Genomic DNA, 16,576 nt, shown 5'->3' on the forward strand with positions numbered 1-16,576 from the left:
AGCGTGCTTGCCCAGGTCCGTAAGTTGAGGACTGATTACGACTCCGCATCCAAGTGCCGACAGTTCCCCAGTGCATCTGGTTGGAGCACGCAGCAGTTTTATACGTTTCCTGCATTCGTTCGGGAACGCTCGGCGGTGCTGACCGATCCCGGCCTGGAAATGAAGGAGACACTTCATGATCCGCATTGCTCCCGTGGGGCGGGCGCTGGCTGTCGTGGCTGCCACCAGCCTCGCCCTGACAGCCTGCGGCGGTGGCGGCGGCAACACCGCCACGCAGACGTCAGAGTCTGCTGCCGCGCCATCGTCGTCGGCGCCCGCCGCGGCGAAGGGCGATGGCACTCTCACCATCGGCACCCTGCTGCCCCAGACCGGTTCGCTGGCCTTCCTCGGCCCGCCCGAGATCGCGGGAGTCGACGCCGCCGTCAAGGAGATCAACGAGGCTGGTGGCGTGCTCGGCAAGCCGATCACCAAGTACGACACCGACTCGGGTGACACCACCACCAACATCGCCTCGCAGTCGGTGGACAAGCTGCTGGCACAGAAGGCCGACGCCATCATCGGCGCCGCGTCGTCATCGGTGTCGGAGTCGGTGATCGACAAGATCACCGGTGCGGGCGTGGTGCATTTCTCGCCGGCCAACACCTCCGACAAGTTCACCACGATCAACGACAAGGGCCTGTACTTCCGTACCTCGCCGCCCGACAAGCTGCAGGGGCGCGTGCTGGGTGACCTCGTGGTGGCCGACGGCAACGACACGGTGGGCATCCTGGCCATGCAGGACTCCTACGGCACGGGTCTGGCCGACCAGGTGCAGAAGACCGTCACCGACGGCGGTGGCGAGGTCGTCGAGCGGGTCGACTACGACCCCAAGGCGGCCGACTTCTCCGCGGACGTGGCCAAGATCAAGGCCAAGAACCCCAAGGGCATCGTGCTGATCGGGTTCGAGGAGACCGCCAAGGTCGTGGCCGAGCTGGTCAAGCAGGGCCTGCCCGCCAGCAAGCACAAGTGGTACATGGTGGACGGCAACACGTCCAACACGAACTACGTGAAGATGCCCAAGGGCACGCTCGACGGCGTCAAGGGCACGATCCCGGGTGCCGCGGCCCCCGAGGAGTTCGAGAAGAAGCTCCTGGCCGTCAACCCCAAGCTCCAGGACTTCAGCTACGCCCCCGAGTCCTACGACGCGGCCAACCTGATCGCGCTGGCCGCCGAGGCCGCCAAGAGCGACGCCGGCACGGACATCGCGGCCAAGCTCGCCGAGGTGAGCAAGGGCGGCGAGAAGTGCAAGTCCTTCAAGGAGTGCGTGGACCTGCTGAAGGCCGGCAAGGACATCGACTACGAGGGCGTCAGCGGCCCGGTCGAGTTCAACGAGGCCGGTGACCCGTCCGTGGCCACCATCGGCATCTACCAGTACGGCGCCAACAACAAGTACGCCACCAAGGCGCTGGAGTACCGCACCGGCAACATCGCCGGCTAGTACCGCCGCCTCACAGAGAAGGGCCCGGCCGTCACGGCCGGGCCCTTCTCGTCGTTACCTGCAGCCCGCCACGATCTGGTCGGCGGCCACGCGGTACTGCTTGAGCAGCGCCACCTGCCGCGCCCGGGGCACGTCGTTCCTGGACAGCCCGGCGGTCGTGGTCTTGATCGTCTGTACGGCGCCCTGCAGCGAGTCGGGCAGCCGGTCTCCGAACTCCAGCGTGATCCCGCGCAGCTCCGCCAGGCGGCCGATCACGGCGTCCTCGAAATATTGCCGGTCCTCCTGACCCTTCGGCTTCAGCATGAGGTTGGCGTACCCGATGGCCGAGACCACGCGGGCGCACGGGCTGTCGGTGGGATCGCCGCCGGTGCTGTATTTGGACGCGGACGAGGCGTTGCCCTGGCATCCGACGAGCAGGACGGGAAGGATGAGCGCGACTGTCGCCAAACGTTTCACAACGCACATTAAAGAACGGCGAAGGGGCCCCATGGGAGCCCCTTCGCCGTTCTCGGTCGTCTTACGCCTTGGCCAGCGTGCCGAGGTACAGCTCGATGACCTTGGGGTCGTTGGCGAGCTGCCGCCCGGTGCCGGTGTAGGCGTTGCGGCCCTGGTCGAGGACGTAGCCGCGGTGGCAGATCTGCAGGCAGCGCCGCGCGTTCTGCTCCACCATGATCACCGTCACGCCCGCCTTGTTGATCTGCTGGGCCTGGATGAACACCAGGTCCTGCAGCTTGGGCGACAGGCCCGCCGACGGCTCGTCGAGCAGGAGTACGGACGGCTCGGTCATGAGGGCCCGGGCCATCGCGACCATCTGCCGCTCACCGCCGGACAGGGAGCCGGCGCGCTGCTTGCGCCGCTCCTTGAGCGCGGGGAACAGCTCGGCCACGAAATCGAAGCGCTCCTTGAACTTCCCCGGCACCTGGAAGGCGCCCATCTCGAGGTTCTCCTCGATGGTGAGGCTGGGGAAGACGTTGTTGGTCTGCGGCACGTAGCCGACGCCGCGGGCGACCAGCGAGTGCGCCTTCATGTTCGTGATGTCCTCACCCTTCAGCAGCACGGTGCCGCTGCGGATGTTGACCAGTCCGAACATGGCCTTGAGCAGCGTCGACTTGCCGGCGCCGTTGGGGCCGATGATGCCGATCAGCTCGCCCTCTTTGACGTAGAGGTCGGAGCCGTTGAGGATGTTGACGCCCGGCAGGTAGCCGGCGATCAGCTCGTCGCACCTCAGCACGGCGTCCTCGGCGCCCGCCAGGTGGTCGCTGCGGTCGGTGACGGCCGCCTTCGACTGGGCCGGCTCAGGGACGGTCACTTCTGCGTCTCCTCTTCGATCTCGGCCTCCAGCGCCGCCTCGGCCTCGTGGAGCTGGGCCTCCAGCTCGGTCTCCGAGAGCGGCGCGTCGTGGTGGGCGCCCAGGTAGGCGTCGATCACGCGCTCGTCGGACATGATCGTCGAGGGCGGGCCCTCGGCGATGACCGCGCCCTGCGCCATGACGATCACCCAGTCGCTGATGTCGCGGACCATGTCCATGTCGTGCTCCACGAACAGCACCGTCATGCCCTGCTCGCGCAGGTCCTTGACGTGGCCGAGCAGCGACTGCGTCAGCGCCGGGTTGACCCCGGCCATGGGCTCGTCGAGCATGACCAGCTCGGGCTGGACCATGAGCGCGCGGGCCATCTCCAGCAGCTTGCGCTGGCCGCCCGACAGCGACCCGGCGAAGTCGTCACGCTTGGCGGCGAGCTTGAACCGCTCCAGCAGTTCCTCGGCCCGCACCGTGATCTCGTCCTCCTGGCCGCGCCACAGGCTCGGCACGAGCGCCCGGAAGAAGCTCTCGCCCTTCTGCTGCTGGGCGCCCAGGCGCATGTTCTCCATGACCGTCAGCCGGGACAGCGCCTTGGTGAGCTGGAACGTGCGCACCATGCCGGCGCGGGCCACCTTGTGCGCGGGCACCCCGTTCATGGCCCGCCCGTTGAACGTCCACGAGCCGGAGTCGGCCGTGTCGAACCCGGTGAGCTGGTTGAAGAACGTGGTCTTGCCGGCGCCGTTGGGGCCGATCAGCGCGGTGATGGAGCCGCGCTGGATCTCGACGTGGCCGACCTCGACCGCGGTCAGGCCGCCGAAGCGGCGCACCACGTTGTCCACCACGAGGATGGGGTCGGGCTTGGGCACGCCGGGATCGCGCGCCAGGTCCTTGAACGCCGCCAGGGCGGCCGCCTTGCGCTCGGTGGTGCCTGCCTGGGTGTGGGTTTCAGCGTGCATCGATTGCTATCTCCCTCTTGTCACCGAAGACGCCCTGTGGCCGGAAGACGAGCAACAGGATGAGGCCAAGACCCACGATGATGTAGCGGAAAGCGCCCACCTGGTTGGTGTCCATGAACGTGATGTACCCGGCGCCGACCGCCTCGGTGAGCACACCGTAGATGAAGACCAGCAGCACCCAGAAGATCATCGAGCCGACGACCGGGCCGAGCACCCGGGCCGCGCCGCCGAGGATGACCATGGTGTAGACGTAGAAGGTCGTCTCGGTGCCGAAGACGTCCGGCTGCACGGAGGCGAAGGCCAGGCCGTAGATGAAGCCGCCGAGCGAGCCGATGACGCCGCCCAGGATGAGCGACTGCATCTTGTACGAGAAGACGCTCTTGCCGAGGCTGCGCACGGCGTCCTCGTCCTCGCGGATGGCCTTGAGCACACGGCCCCACGGGCTCTTCATGAGCAGGTAGACGATGCCGCAGCAGATGGCGATCAGCACCCAGCCGACGAACAGCACCCACAGCACCCGGTTGTTGAAGAAGATCGGCACCGGGCCGAGGTTGAAGCCGTATTCGCCCTCGGGGAAGGGGTTGAGCGCGTAGAAGCCGTCGGAGAAGCCGCGCTGTCCGTCGGAGCCGCCGAAGATGTCCTTGAAGGCCACCGAGCGGAAGACGAGCCTGATGATCTCGGCCGCAGCGATGGTGACGATGGCCAGGTAGTCGGCGCGCAGCTGCAGCGTCGGGATGCCCATGAGGATCGCCAGCAGTACGGCGGCCGCCAGGCCGACGAAGATGCCGATCCAGAACGGCAGGCCCATGACGGTGACCGTGACGGCCAGGCCGTAGCCGGCCACGCCCATGAACGCGGCCTGGCCGAAGTTGAGCAGGCCGGTGTAGCCGAAGTGGATGTTGATACCGATGGCCGCGAGGGCGTACAGCACCGTGTCCACGCCGATGGCCGACTTGAGCGTGGTGCTGATGATCGTGATCCAGTCCATTCTGATCCTCCCCCGATCAGCCGATCCGCTCGCGGCGGCCCAGGATGCCCTGCGGCCGGACGAGGAGCACGATGATGAGTACGGCCAGCGCGCCGACGCTCTTGAGCTCCGGCGGCACCCACAGGGTCGAGACCTGGATGAACAGGCCCACCACCAGCGAGCCGACCAGCGCGCCGAACGCGGTGCCGAGCCCGCCGAGCGTCACGCCGGCGAAGATGAGCAGCAGGATGTCCTGGCCCATCGTGTATTTGAGGCTCTGCGACAGGCCGAGCATGATGCCCGCCAGCGCGGCGATGGCGCCGCCCGTGGTCCAGATGATCCTGATGACCTGGTCGACGTTGATGCCGGACGAGGCCGCGAGCGCGGGGTTGTCGGCCACGGCGCGGGCCGCCTTGCCGGTGCGGGTGCGCATCAGGGCCAGGCCGACGATGATCAGGACCGCGAGCTCGATGCCCATGGCGACGAAGTTCTTGGGGGCGGCCGAGATGGGGCCGACCTGGATGCCGGGCTGGGCGGTGTACTGGGCGAAGGCCTCGTTCTGGCCGCCGAAGAGGATCAGGAACACGTACCGCAGGAAGAGCGCCACGCCGATCGAGATGATCATCATGGCGATGGTGCCGGTGCCGCGCTTGCGCAGCTGGCCCCAGAACAGGCGGTCCTGCAGGTAGCCGAGGATGCCGCCGACCACGACCGCGATGACGGCGGCGGGTATGAGATGCAGCCCGAAGCCCACGTTGAACGCATAGGCGAGGATCGCGCCGAGCGTGACCAGCTCGCCGTGGGCGAAGTTGGTCAGGCCGGTCGTGCCGTAGATGAGCGACAGACCGAGCGCGGCCAGGGCGATGATCAGGCCGAGGTTGAGGCCCTCGAAGGTCAGCTGCGCGGCCGTCGTCCAGAACGAGCTCTCGCCGCCGCCGTCCTGCGGCTGCTGGCCAGGGGCGCCCTTGGCCTGGAGGGCGAACAGGACCGTCGAGCAGTTGCCCTCGAAGACGGTCGGTGTGCGGACGTTGTTGCCGCCACGCACCTCCGCGTTCTGCGGAAGGCTGCTGACGTCCAGGGTGACCTTGTACTTACCGGGTTTGTCGACCTGAACGTCCCAAGTGCCTTGTGCGTTGCTCGTGACCTCCTTAACGGGTTGTCCGCTCTCGGTGGTCACGGCGATTTTGGCGCCGTTCACTGGCTGGCCTTGGAGTTTGAGTGTTCCCCTCAGTCCCTGGCAATCGGCGGGCCCCGCGTGGGCGGGGCTGGCCAGCAGGAAGACGAGTCCACTCAGGAAGGCCGTGAACGCGATCACGGCTCTGCGCAATGGTGCTCCCTCAAGTAGGTCAAGGCGGGGTTGTGCCCCTCCATCTCGACACGCGCGCATCGCAGGCACAACTGGGATGCTGTGGCGGGAGCTTATTCTGGTGGCGCCCGGTTCAGTATCGTTCGTCACCAATTAGTGACATGTGTGTGTCGCTGATGTGAGCAAACAACAAGCCAGGTCAGGGGCTAAATCGCAGGAGACGCCTGGCGGCTTGGTGAACGAATCCGTAACGATCGCCGTAAAACGTGGACGAGCCCGCGCGGGCGGCCTTTGGGACCGTGTAGGGCTTCCCCGGCCGCACACGTTTTCTACTGGGCCACCCCGCGGGCTCGCGTTCGGACCACCGTATGACCTACGGGCGCGACGCGCAAAGGGGCAGGAGTTTCACCTGTCGCGCAGCATGCAGGTGAGACGAGAGGTGCAAACGAGTTTTCCCTGCTCATCGGTGATCTCGATGCCGTACGTCGCCAAGGTCCGGCCGCCGTGCAGCCTGGTCGCCACGCCGGTGACGTGTCCGGCGGTCGCCGAGCGGTGGTGGGTGGCGTTGATCTCGATGCCCACGGCGATGCGCTCGGGGCCCGCGTGGATGGCGGCCGCCACCGAGCCCAGCGTCTCGGCCAGCACGGCCGAGGCCCCGCCGTGCAGCAGGCCGTAGGGCTGGGTGTTGCCCTCGACCGGCATGCGGCCCACGACCTTCTCGGGGCCGGCCTCGAGGAACTCGATGCCCATGCGGTCGGCCAGCGTGCCCTCGTGCACGGCGCCGAGCACCGAGAAGTCCAGGGGGTTGGTCTGCGTCAAAGGGACGTCTCCACTCTTCCGAGCTCAGGTTTTCTGTCGCAGACGCAGACTAGGCTGCGGGTGTGCCGAAGAGTGAAGTGACCCCCAGCCGCCCGCGCCTGTTGCTGCTAGACGGGCATTCCCTGGCCTACCGCGCTTTTTACGCGCTCAAAGACGCCAACCTGATGACCACCGATGGTCAGCACACCGAGGCGGTCTACGGGTTCACCTCGATGCTGACCAATGTCCTGCGCGACGAGCAGCCGACCCATGTGGCGGTGGCCTTCGACAGGTCGGAGCCGACGTTCCGCCACGAGGCCTACTCCGACTACAAGGCCAACAGGAGCGAGACGCCGGAGGACTTCCGCGGTCAGATGCAGCTCATCTACGAGCTGCTCGACATCCTGCGCATCCCGCGCCTGTCCAAGGCGGGCTTCGAGGCCGACGACCTCATCGCCACGCTCGCCACCCGCGCGCACGCGGAGGGCATGGACGTCCTGATCGTCACCGGCGACCGCGACGCGCTGCAGCTGGTCAACGAGCACGTCACCGTCCTGATGACCCGGCGCGGCATCAGCGACATGACGCGGTTCACGCCCGAGGCCGTCGTCGAGAAGTACGGCCTGACGCCGGAGCAGTATCCCGACTTCGCCGCCCTGCGCGGCGACCCCAGCGACAACCTCCTGAGCATCCCGAGCGTGGGCGAGAAGACCGCCGCCAAGTGGGTGCGCGAGTTCGGCTCGCTGACCGCGCTGGTCGACCGGGTCGACGAGGTCAAGGGCAAGGTCGGCGACAAGCTGCGCGAGCACGTCGCCCAGGTGCTGATGAACCGGCGCCTCACCGAGCTGCTGCGCGACGTCCCGATCGAGGCCGACCTCGGCGACCTCACGCAGGGCGCGTGGGACCGCGAGGAGATCAACAAGCTGTTCGACTCCCTGCAGATCCGCGGCGAGCTGCGCGAGCGCGTCTTCAAGGTGCTCGGCAGCGGCGAGCAGGAGCCCGAGCAGGGCTTCGAGGTCGAGACCGTGCTGCTCGGCCCCGACCGGGTGGCCGGCTGGCTGTCGGCGATGCCCGCGGGCCGGGCCGGGCTGGCCTTCAAGGGCGCCTACGGCAGCGGCACCGGCCGCGTCGAGGGCATCGCCATCGCCTCGCCCGACGGCACCGCCGCCCACCTCGACCCCGTCAAGCTCACCGAGGCCGACGAGGCGGCCCTGCGGGCCTGGCTGGGTGACGAGAGCAGGCCCAAGGCCGTCCACGACGCCAAGGGGCCCATCCTGGCGCTCTGGGCGCAGGGCCTCGACCTGCGCGGCCTGAGCTGCGACACCGCGCTGGCGGCCTATCTGGCGATGCCGGGGCAGCGCACGTTCGCGCTCGAGGACCTCGCCAGGCGCTACCTCCACCGCGACCTGCGGGCCGAGGAGGAGTCCACCGGGCAGGCCGCGCTGTTCGGCGACGACGAGGACGCCCCGGCCAAGGACCTCGCGCTGCGCGCCCACGCCGTGCGCGAGCTGGCCGACTCCCTGGAGACCTTCCTGGCCGGGCGCGGCGGCACCCAGCTCCTGGCCGACGTCGAGCTGCCCCTGCTGACCGTGCTGGCCGAGCTGGAGCGGGCCGGGATCGCCGTCGACGGCCAATACTTCGCGGGCCTGGAGGCCGAGTTCGGGGCCGCGGTCAAGCACGCCGTGGAGGAGGCCCACCGCTCCGTCGGCGAGCAGTTCAACCTGGGCTCGCCCAAGCAGCTGCAGGAGATCCTCTTCGTCCGGCTCAACCTCCCCAAGACGAAGAAGATCAAGACCGGCTACAGCACCGACGCCGACCAGCTCGCCTGGCTGGCCACGCAGACCGAGCACGAGCTGCCGACGATCATGCTGCGCCACCGCGACCAGCAGAAGCTGCGCACCACCGTCGAGGGCCTGATCAAGGAGATCTCCGACGACGGGCGCATCCACACCACGTTCAACCAGATCATCGCCGCCACCGGCCGGCTGTCCTCCGAGAAGCCCAACCTGCAGAACATCCCGATCCGCACCGCCGAGGGCCGCCGCATCCGGCAGGGCTTCGTGGTGGGCGAGGGCTACGAGACGCTGCTGACGGCCGACTACAGCCAGATCGAGCTGCGCATCATGGCCCACCTGTCGGGCGACGAGTCGCTGATCGCGGCGTTCGAGTCGGGCCACGACTTCCACCAGGCCACCGCCGCGCGCGTGTTCAACCTGCCGCCCGAGCAGATCGACGGCGAGCTGCGGGCCCGCATCAAGGCCATGAACTACGGCCTGGCCTACGGCCTGTCCGACTTCGGGCTGTCCGGCCAGCTCAACATCCCGGTCTCGGAGGCGCGGGCGCTGAAGGAGGAATACTTCACCGAGTTCGGCGGCGTGCGCGACTTCCTGCAGGCCATCGTCCAGCAGGCGCGCACCGACGGCTACACCGAGACGATCATGGGTCGCCGCCGCTACCTGCCCGACCTCACCAGCGACAACCGCCAGCGCCGCGAGATGGCCGAGCGGATGGCGCTCAACGCGCCCATCCAGGGCTCGGCCGCCGACATCATCAAGGTCGCCATGCTCAACGTCCACCAGGCCATCCGTGAGGAGAAGCTGGCCTCCAGGATGCTGCTGCAGGTCCACGACGAGCTGGTGTTCGAGGTCGCGCCAGGGGAGCTGGAGCAGCTCAAGCAGCTCGTGTGCGACCAGATGAACGCCGCCTACCACCTGCGCGTCCCGCTGGAGGTCTCCGTGGGCGTCGGGCGTACGTGGGAGGACGCCGGGCACTGACTGATCATCTCTTTCGACTAACCTGGAGGAAACTTCACCAGTCGGCCAGGAGCTCTGTGCGGATTTCAGCGTCCCTCACGCGGATCATCGGCATCGCCAACGTGGTGGTGGTAACGGTGGCCGTCGTCGGCCTGAGCCTCTTACCGTCGGAGCAGCGCCCCCACGCCAAGCCGAAGGACCTGGCCAAGATCCAGGGCAGCGTCGCACCGCCGAGCCAGACGCCGGTGGGCGAGCCGCCCGGGGTCGTGGCCACGCCCGAGTTCGCCCGGCAGGTGCACGCCAACGAGGCCGGGCTGGTGCCGGTCCTGATGTACCACCGGATCCTCGCCAAACGGCTGGCCTCGATCGACAGGACGCCCGACCAGCTCAGGAAAGAGCTGGAGAAGCTGGCCAAGCAGGGCTACGTGCCGATCACCGCCAGAGAGTTCGCCACCGGCGACATCAAGGTGCCGGCGGGGAAGTTCCCGGCCGTGCTGACGTTCGACGACGGGCACCCGAGCCACTTCGCGCTCGACGCGAACGGCAACCCCAAGGCCGGCACGGCCGTGGCCGTCCTCCAGGAGGTGGCCAGGAAATATCCGGGGTTCCGGCCGGTCGCCACCTTCTGGATCAACAGGGAGCCGTTCGGGCTGACCGACCGGGAGTCCCAGGCGGCCGCCGTCAAGTGGCTGATCGACCACGGGTACGAGGTGGCCAACCACACCTGGAGCCACCCCAACCTGCGCGTGCTGCGCAAGAAGAAGGTCCGCGAGCAGATCGTCCGGCTCGAACGCCTGCTCAAGAAGCTCGGCGTGCCGCAGTCGCGGACCATGGCCCTGCCGTTCGGGTCGATGCCCCGGCCGAAGAAGCTCGCCCGTACCGGGGCTTGGGACGGCACCCGGTATGATTTCGCGGGCGTCTTCCTCGCTGGTGCGGAGCCGTCACTTTCGCCCTACGCGAAAAAATTCGACCGGGGAGCCATCCAGCGCATCCAGAGCAACGGCAAGAAGGGCGAGTGCCGCAAGTGGTGCTCGCAGTACTGGCTGGAATGGCTGGACAAGCACCCTGGCGAGCGCTATGTCTCCGACGGCGACCCGGCCCGCATCTCCATACCGGAGAAACTGCGAGGTAAAATCGACGCCAAGAGCAAACTGCAGGTCATCGCGTATTGATTGCTCCCCGGATTGACCCCGTGGCGATGGTCTCATATGCTGATCGCTGCGCTGTGGGCTCGCGCGCGCCTCAGACGGAGCGGGCTCGCGCTCGGTCACGTCGATGTCGTAATTCCTCGGCTTGATGCGGAAGAGGGCCTGCCGCGCATCCGCCACATCGACATCCTGTCCGCGTTCGGAGCAATTCCACACATGACGTCCAGCACTGAGGCCACCTCGAGCACCCCGCAGGTAGCGGTCAACGACATCGGGTCCGAGGAAGCCTTCCTCGCGGCGATCGACGAGACCATCAAGTACTTCAACGACGGCGACATCGTCGAGGGCACCGTCGTCAAGGTCGATCGAGACGAGGTTCTTCTCGATATCGGCTACAAGACCGAGGGTGTCATCCCCTCGCGCGAGCTTTCCATCAAGCACGATGTCGACCCAGCTGACGTCGTGGAGGTCGGGGAGCACGTCGAAGCCCTGGTTCTCCAGAAGGAGGACAAAGAGGGCCGCCTGATCCTGTCCAAGAAGCGTGCTCAGTACGAGCGCGCCTGGGGCACGATCGAGAAGATCAAGGACGAGGACGGCATCGTCACCGGCACCGTCATCGAGGTCGTCAAGGGTGGTCTCATCCTCGACATCGGCCTGCGTGGCTTCCTGCCGGCGTCCCTCGTGGAGATGCGCCGCGTCCGCGACCTGCAGCCGTATGTCGGCCGCGAGCTCGAGGCCAAGATCATCGAGCTCGACAAGAACCGCAACAACGTGGTTCTGTCGCGCCGCGCCTGGCTCGAGCAGACGCAGTCCGAGGTTCGCCAGACGTTCCTCAACACCCTCCAGAAGGGTCAGGTCCGCAAGGGCGTCGTCTCCTCGATCGTCAACTTCGGCGCCTTCGTCGACCTCGGTGGGGTCGACGGTCTGGTCCACGTGTCCGAGCTGTCCTGGAAGCACATCGACCACCCCTCCGAGGTTGTCGAGGTCGGCCAGGAGGTCACGGTCGAGGTCCTCGACGTCGACATGGAGCGCGAGCGCGTCTCCCTGTCGCTCAAGGCGACCCAGGAAGACCCGTGGCAGCAGTTCGCCCGCACCCACCAGATCGGCCAGGTCGTGCCGGGCCGCGTCACCAAGCTGGTGCCGTTCGGCGCGTTCGTCCGGGTCGAGGAGGGCATCGAGGGCCTGGTCCACATCTCCGAGCTGGCCGAGCGCCACGTGGAGATCCCGGAGCAGGTCGTCCAGGTCGGCGACGAGATCTTCGTGAAGATCATCGACATCGACCTCGACCGTCGTCGCATCAGCCTCTCGCTGAAGCAGGCCAACGAGGGCGTCGGGGCCGAGGTCGAGTTCGACCCGACCCTGTACGGCATGGCGGCCACGTACGACGACCAGGGCAACTACATCTACCCCGAGGGCTTCGACCCGGAGACCGGGGAGTGGCTCGAGGGCTTCGACAAGCAGCGCGAGGAGTGGGAGCGGCAGTACGCCGAGGCCCAGACGCGCTTCGAGGCTCACCGGAAGCAGATCGAGGAGGCCCGCAAGGCCGAGGCGGAGGCCGGCGAGGCCGCTCCCTCGTCCTACAGCGGCGAGACGCAGGCTCCGGCCGGTGGCTCCTCCTCGTCGTCGGCTCCGGCCAGCGGTGCGCTCGCCTCGGACGAGGCGCTCGCGGCTCTGCGCGAGAAGCTCGCCGGCGGTCAGAGCTGACCCTCGGGTCGGCTGAGGCCCGGTCGTAACTCCGGAAGGCCCCGCATCGTTCACGGTGCGGGGCCTTCCGCATGCCTGCCCCCATACGTTGCCCACGGGGGTTCCGGTCCGACCGCCGGTGACCGCCCCTAAACGTGCCCCCTGCCGCCACGGCCTCCCGCCTCCTGGGGACTCGGTCTCCCGGCGCTCGGCTTCCGTGCGCTCGGAGTCTGCGGGCTGGGAGTCTGCGGGCTGGGAGTCTGCGGGCTCGGGTTTCGTGCGCTTGGGCTCCGTGGGCTTGGGCTCCGTGGGCTTGGGCTCCGTGGGCTTGGGCTCCGTGGGCTCGGCCTTCGGGCATCGGGTGAGAGGCGCTGGGCATCTGGGCACCGGGCGAAAGAAGCCGTGGGCGCCATTATGCGTGCGCGGCGCTCCCTGAGGCGGGGGTGACACCGGGACGGCGGCGCTCCGCTCACACCGTGCCACAGAGGCCCGCACAGCGGCGCCGCAGCCGCACCGTAGCCGCATCGTGGGCGCGGCGCTGTGGGCGGGCGCTATGGGCGTGTGGCCTTCGTGCGCGGGCGCTGGCGGTGCGGTGCGGTGCGGTGTGCTGCGGTGCGGTGCGCGGCGCTGGGCGCGGGTGCTGGCGGGCGGTGCGGTGCGGTTGCGGCGTAGCGCGTGGGGGCTGCCGAGGTCGTTCTGTGTGGATGCGGCGCCATGGGCGTGCGGGGGGCGTAGGGGGCTTTTCGGGCGGTTCGTTGAGGGGGTCGGAGATTTTACCTTGGGTGTTGGCGAGCCCTCCGCCCGTGACGATCGGTGCTGACAGACTGACCTGCGCTGTTGACACCACGATCGATTCCCAGGGGCGACGCATTGGGCATGGTTCAGCGGGTGATCATCCTTGCCACGGCCGCGCTGGCGGCCGCGGCCACCGCGTCGCCGGCGGTGAAGGGCGCGGCCGTTCCCCAGTGGCAGGACTGCGGCGACGGGCTGCAGTGCGCCAAGTTGTCCGTGCCCGTCGACTGGGCCAGGCCGGACGGCGCCCGTACCGAGATCGACCTGGCGAGGATGCCCGCGCAGGACCCGCAGCACAGCCGCGGCTTCCTGGTGGTGAACACCGGCGCGGCCTCCACCGTCCAGGGCGTGCGCGCCCGGCCGGAGAGCGTGAGCGAGCTGACCAGGTGGTTCGACGTGGTGCTGGTCGAGCCGCGCGGGCTGGGCGACCGGGGGAGCGCGGCCGCCGTCCGGTGCGCGGTGGCGCAGCCCGACCCGCTGCGCCTCGTCCTTGCCCCCGGACGGGGCGGGTGGCGCGCCTACGCCCGCGACAACGCCGCCTACGACCGGAGCTGCCGCGCCGCCGCCGGACCCGCCTACGACGGGCTCACGTCCTGGCAGGTCGCCCACGACCTCGACGCCCTGCGCGCCGAGCTGGGGGAGCCCCGGCTGCGGTACTTCGGCGCCTCCTACGGGGCCGTGTACGGGCAGGCGTACATGGAGCTGTTCCCGCACCGGGTCGGGCGGATGTACCTGGAAGGCGGGCCCGACCACACCGAGCCCGCCCTGGAGCAGCGGCTGACCGACCAGGCGCGGGCGGCCGAACAGCAGCTGTTCGCCTTCCGCGACTGGTGCCGCAGGCACCTGGGCTGCCCGCTCGACGACGCCGACGCCGTGAAGGTCTACGACGCCCTGACCCGCCGCACGCCCCTGCATGCCGGCCCCGGACATACGGTGAAGGCCCGCCACCTCGCGGTGGCCGTCCACGCCGGGCTGGTCCCGGGGCGCTGGCCGGAACTGGCCCGGGCCATGTCCGAGGCCAGGGAGGGTGACGCGACCAGATTGGCGGCGATGGCCTCCGGGGTCAGGAAGGGCGACGCGACCGGGGCGGCGGCGACGGCCTCCGGTGTCAGGGAGGGCGACGCGACCAGGCCGGCGGTGATGGCTTCCGAGGCCGGAGAAGGCGACACGACCAAGCCGGCCACCGGCAGCGCCCCGGGAGCGCCCGCGATCAAGCCGGCCGCCGTGAGCAACCCGGCGGCGTCCGCGACCGTCTCCGGATCCATGCTCTGCCACGACTTCATGCCGGCCGTGCCCGCCTACCGGCGCTTCCTCGCGATGGAGACGCGGCTGCGCGAGGTGGCGCCGCGCGTGGGATGGGTGAGCGGCCGCTACGAGGTCGCGCGATGCCTGGGCATACCGCGAAAGGGCGCCCCGAGCTGGCCCCCGCACGTGCCGGCCCCGCGCCACGAGCCCACGGTCCTGGTCGGGATCGGCCGGCTGGACGCGGACGCCCGGCCCGCGGGGCGCATCCCCGGGGCGGTCGTGCTGTCGCACGGCGACGGGCCCGACGCGTACCTGCTCCAGGGGATCAACCGGCTCCGCGCCACCTGCCTGCGCACGCACGTGCACGACTACCTCGTCAACGGGGAGCTGCCGCAGGAGGGCACCGAATGCCCCGGCGAGCTCACGGCGGGCATGTATTCGTGAACGGCGAACGATAAGGTGCTGCGCGTGCTGATCGAACGGGCGACTACGGCGGACGCGGGCGAGATCCTCACCCTGCAGCGGGCGGCCTACGTGAGCGAGGCCCAGCTGTACGGCGACCCGTACATCCCGCCGCTCGTCGAGTCGCTGGAGCAGGTCCGCAAGGTCATCGAGGGCGCCGTCGTGCTCAAGGCGCTCGACGCCGGCCGCGTGATCGGGGCGGTGCGCGGGCAGGTGTCCGGCACGACCTGCCTGGTCGGCCGCCTGGTCGTGGCCCCCGACCGCCAGGGGCAGGGCATCGGCACGGCGCTGCTGACCGCCCTGCACGAGGCGGTGCCGGAGGCGGAGGCGTTCGACCTGTTCACGGGGCACCTGTCAGAGGCCAACCTCAAGCTCTACCGCCGTCTGGGCTACCGGGAGACGAGCCGGGAGCGGATGGACGATCATCTGACGCTGATCCACCTGCGTATGCGGCCAGATCGATCCCTTCCTCAGCCGTGATCACGGCGCGGCCCAGGTCGTCGTCCACCCAGTTCCATCCCCAGCGCCACTCCGAGCCCGCCGGATGCTCGGCGTTGAGCCGGTCGAGCACGCCCTGGAGGGCGGAGGCGGGCACGATGACCTGGTGGCGGCCCCGCCACGGCACGTGCACGGGCGGGCCGATCGGCGGCGTCCGGACCCCGTGCGCGCGCAGCGCCGCGGCCACCGCCGCCGGATCCACCCCGAACAGGTGCAGCGGCGTCGGCCCCCTCTCCTCCTCGATGTCGTAGGCCAGGGCCATGAGCCAGTGCTCCGGCTCCGCGTGCCGGTGGCCCGCGGCCAGCGCCAGGCCGGTCGCGATGCCGTACAGCTTGTAGAAGGCGGGGTTGGCGAAGCCGCCCGCCCCGTGCGCGGGCCTGGCGTGGTGCGGCAGGCACGCGAGCGCGTGCGCGTGGTCCAGCCCCGCCTCGGTCAGCACCCGGGCGGCCAGGGACTCACCGGCCAGCAGGGCGAGCACGACGTGTTGCGGCCCCACCCAGTCGTCCCCGACGGCCGCGGCCTGCTCGTGCGCGGCCCGTACGATCGTCGTCTTCATGTCTACGATGATGACGCCGTAGGCTTTTGCCCGTGTTGAAGACTGGGCTCACAGGCGGTATCGGATCGGGCAAGAGCGAGGTGTCGAGGCGGCTCGCGGCCAAGGGCGCCGTCGTGATCGACGCAGACAGGCTCGCCCGCGAGGTGGTCGAGCCGGGCACACCGGGGCTGGCCAGGGTGGTGGCCGCGTTCGGGGAGGGCGTGCTGCGCCTGGACGGCTCGCTCGACAGGGAGAAGCTCGGCTCCATCGTCTTCGCCGACCCCGACCGGCTCGCCGCGCTCAACGCGATCGTCCACCCGCTGGTGGGGGAGCGGGTGGCGGAGCTGCAGAGCCGGGCGGCCGACGACGCGATCACCGTCTACGACGTGCCGCTGCTGGCGGAGAACCACCTGGCCCCCATGTACGACGTGGTCATCGTCGTCGACGCGGCCGACGAGACCCGCGTCCGGCGCCTGGCCGAGCACCGGGGCATGGCGGAGGCCGACGCGAAGGCCCGCATCGCCGCCCAGGCCGCCCGCGAGGACCGGCTGGCGGTGGCCGACATCGTGATTCCGAACGAGGGCTCGCTGGCCGAGCTCGACGCCCGGGTGGACGAGGTCTGGGAGGAGCTGACCAGGCGCGCCGGCCGCGGCTGA

The 16,576-nt window shown here is 69.3% G+C and carries 14 protein-coding genes; 7 read left to right on the forward strand and 7 right to left on the reverse strand.

The features are described 5' to 3' along the window. Positions 1–175 precede the first annotated feature (175 nt). Positions 176–1,477, forward strand: a complete 1,302-nt coding sequence (locus tag ACFKCF_RS16530) for an ABC transporter substrate-binding protein (protein WP_394494433.1) — start codon at positions 176–178, stop codon at positions 1,475–1,477. 54 nt (positions 1,478–1,531) lie between these two features. Here the strand turns inward: ACFKCF_RS16530 and ACFKCF_RS16535 are convergent, their stop codons facing one another. The 6 genes from ACFKCF_RS16535 to ACFKCF_RS16560 form a co-directional block, all read right to left on the reverse strand. After that, entirely contained in the window at positions 1,532–1,933 is a 402-nt protein-coding gene (locus ACFKCF_RS16535) for a hypothetical protein (protein ID WP_394494435.1), read from the reverse strand. Positions 1,934–1,994: 61 nt separating this feature from the next. Next, complete coding sequence (locus ACFKCF_RS16540) at positions 1,995–2,786, reverse strand: ABC transporter ATP-binding protein (protein WP_394494437.1); 792 nt, start codon at positions 2,784–2,786, stop codon at positions 1,995–1,997. Then, the gene (locus tag ACFKCF_RS16545) at positions 2,783–3,733 is read right to left on the reverse strand and encodes an ABC transporter ATP-binding protein (RefSeq protein WP_394494439.1); all 951 of its coding nucleotides are present in this window, start codon (positions 3,731–3,733) and stop codon (positions 2,783–2,785) included. The genes ACFKCF_RS16540 and ACFKCF_RS16545 overlap by 4 nt, the downstream gene beginning before the upstream one ends. Continuing rightward, positions 3,723–4,721, reverse strand: a complete 999-nt coding sequence (locus ACFKCF_RS16550) for a branched-chain amino acid ABC transporter permease (RefSeq protein ID WP_394494441.1) — start codon at positions 4,719–4,721, stop codon at positions 3,723–3,725. The genes ACFKCF_RS16545 and ACFKCF_RS16550 overlap by 11 nt, the downstream gene beginning before the upstream one ends. A gap of 16 nt (positions 4,722–4,737) precedes the next feature. Further along, the gene (locus ACFKCF_RS16555; protein ID WP_394494442.1) at positions 4,738–6,027 is read right to left on the reverse strand and encodes a branched-chain amino acid ABC transporter permease; all 1,290 of its coding nucleotides are present in this window, start codon (positions 6,025–6,027) and stop codon (positions 4,738–4,740) included. Between the two features lie 384 nt (positions 6,028–6,411). Further along, positions 6,412–6,756 carry a PaaI family thioesterase gene (locus tag ACFKCF_RS16560; RefSeq protein WP_394494511.1) on the reverse strand — a complete coding sequence of 115 codons (345 nt, stop codon included), beginning with the start codon at positions 6,754–6,756 and terminating at the stop codon, positions 6,412–6,414. 131 nt (positions 6,757–6,887) lie between these two features. On the opposite strand from ACFKCF_RS16560, the gene polA reads away from it, so the two are divergent. From polA to ACFKCF_RS16585, 5 genes are all read left to right on the forward strand, one after another. Then, entirely contained in the window at positions 6,888–9,578 is a 2,691-nt protein-coding gene (polA, locus tag ACFKCF_RS16565; protein WP_394494444.1) for a DNA polymerase I, read from the forward strand. Between the two features lie 56 nt (positions 9,579–9,634). Beyond that, entirely contained in the window at positions 9,635–10,729 is a 1,095-nt protein-coding gene (locus ACFKCF_RS16570; RefSeq protein WP_394494446.1) for a polysaccharide deacetylase family protein, read from the forward strand. A 192-nt stretch (positions 10,730–10,921) separates the two neighbouring features. Then, on the forward strand, positions 10,922–12,409 hold the full coding sequence (rpsA, locus tag ACFKCF_RS16575) for a 30S ribosomal protein S1 (protein WP_192792326.1): 1,488 nt from the start codon (positions 10,922–10,924) through the stop codon (positions 12,407–12,409). Positions 12,410–13,276: 867 nt separating this feature from the next. Beyond that, positions 13,277–14,869: an alpha/beta fold hydrolase gene (locus ACFKCF_RS16580; RefSeq protein WP_394494448.1), complete on the forward strand. Its 1,593-nt coding sequence runs from the start codon at positions 13,277–13,279 to the stop codon at positions 14,867–14,869. Positions 14,870–14,887: 18 nt separating this feature from the next. Beyond that, the gene (locus tag ACFKCF_RS16585) at positions 14,888–15,367 is read left to right on the forward strand and encodes a GNAT family N-acetyltransferase (RefSeq protein ID WP_394494512.1); all 480 of its coding nucleotides are present in this window, start codon (positions 14,888–14,890) and stop codon (positions 15,365–15,367) included. Here ACFKCF_RS16585 and ACFKCF_RS16590 read toward each other — a convergent pair. Continuing rightward, the gene (locus ACFKCF_RS16590) at positions 15,255–15,941 is read right to left on the reverse strand and encodes a Clp protease N-terminal domain-containing protein (RefSeq protein ID WP_394494450.1); all 687 of its coding nucleotides are present in this window, start codon (positions 15,939–15,941) and stop codon (positions 15,255–15,257) included. The two genes, ACFKCF_RS16585 and ACFKCF_RS16590, sit on opposite strands and share 113 nt — an antisense overlap. Before the next feature lie 32 nt (positions 15,942–15,973). Between ACFKCF_RS16590 and coaE the strand changes: the two genes are divergently transcribed. After that, positions 15,974–16,576: a dephospho-CoA kinase gene (gene coaE / locus ACFKCF_RS16595; RefSeq protein ID WP_394494452.1), complete on the forward strand. Its 603-nt coding sequence runs from the start codon at positions 15,974–15,976 to the stop codon at positions 16,574–16,576.

The organism is Nonomuraea sp. JJY05 (assembly GCF_043496855.1).
In the GTDB taxonomy this organism is placed as follows: Bacteria; Actinomycetota; Actinomycetes; order Streptosporangiales; family Streptosporangiaceae; genus Nonomuraea.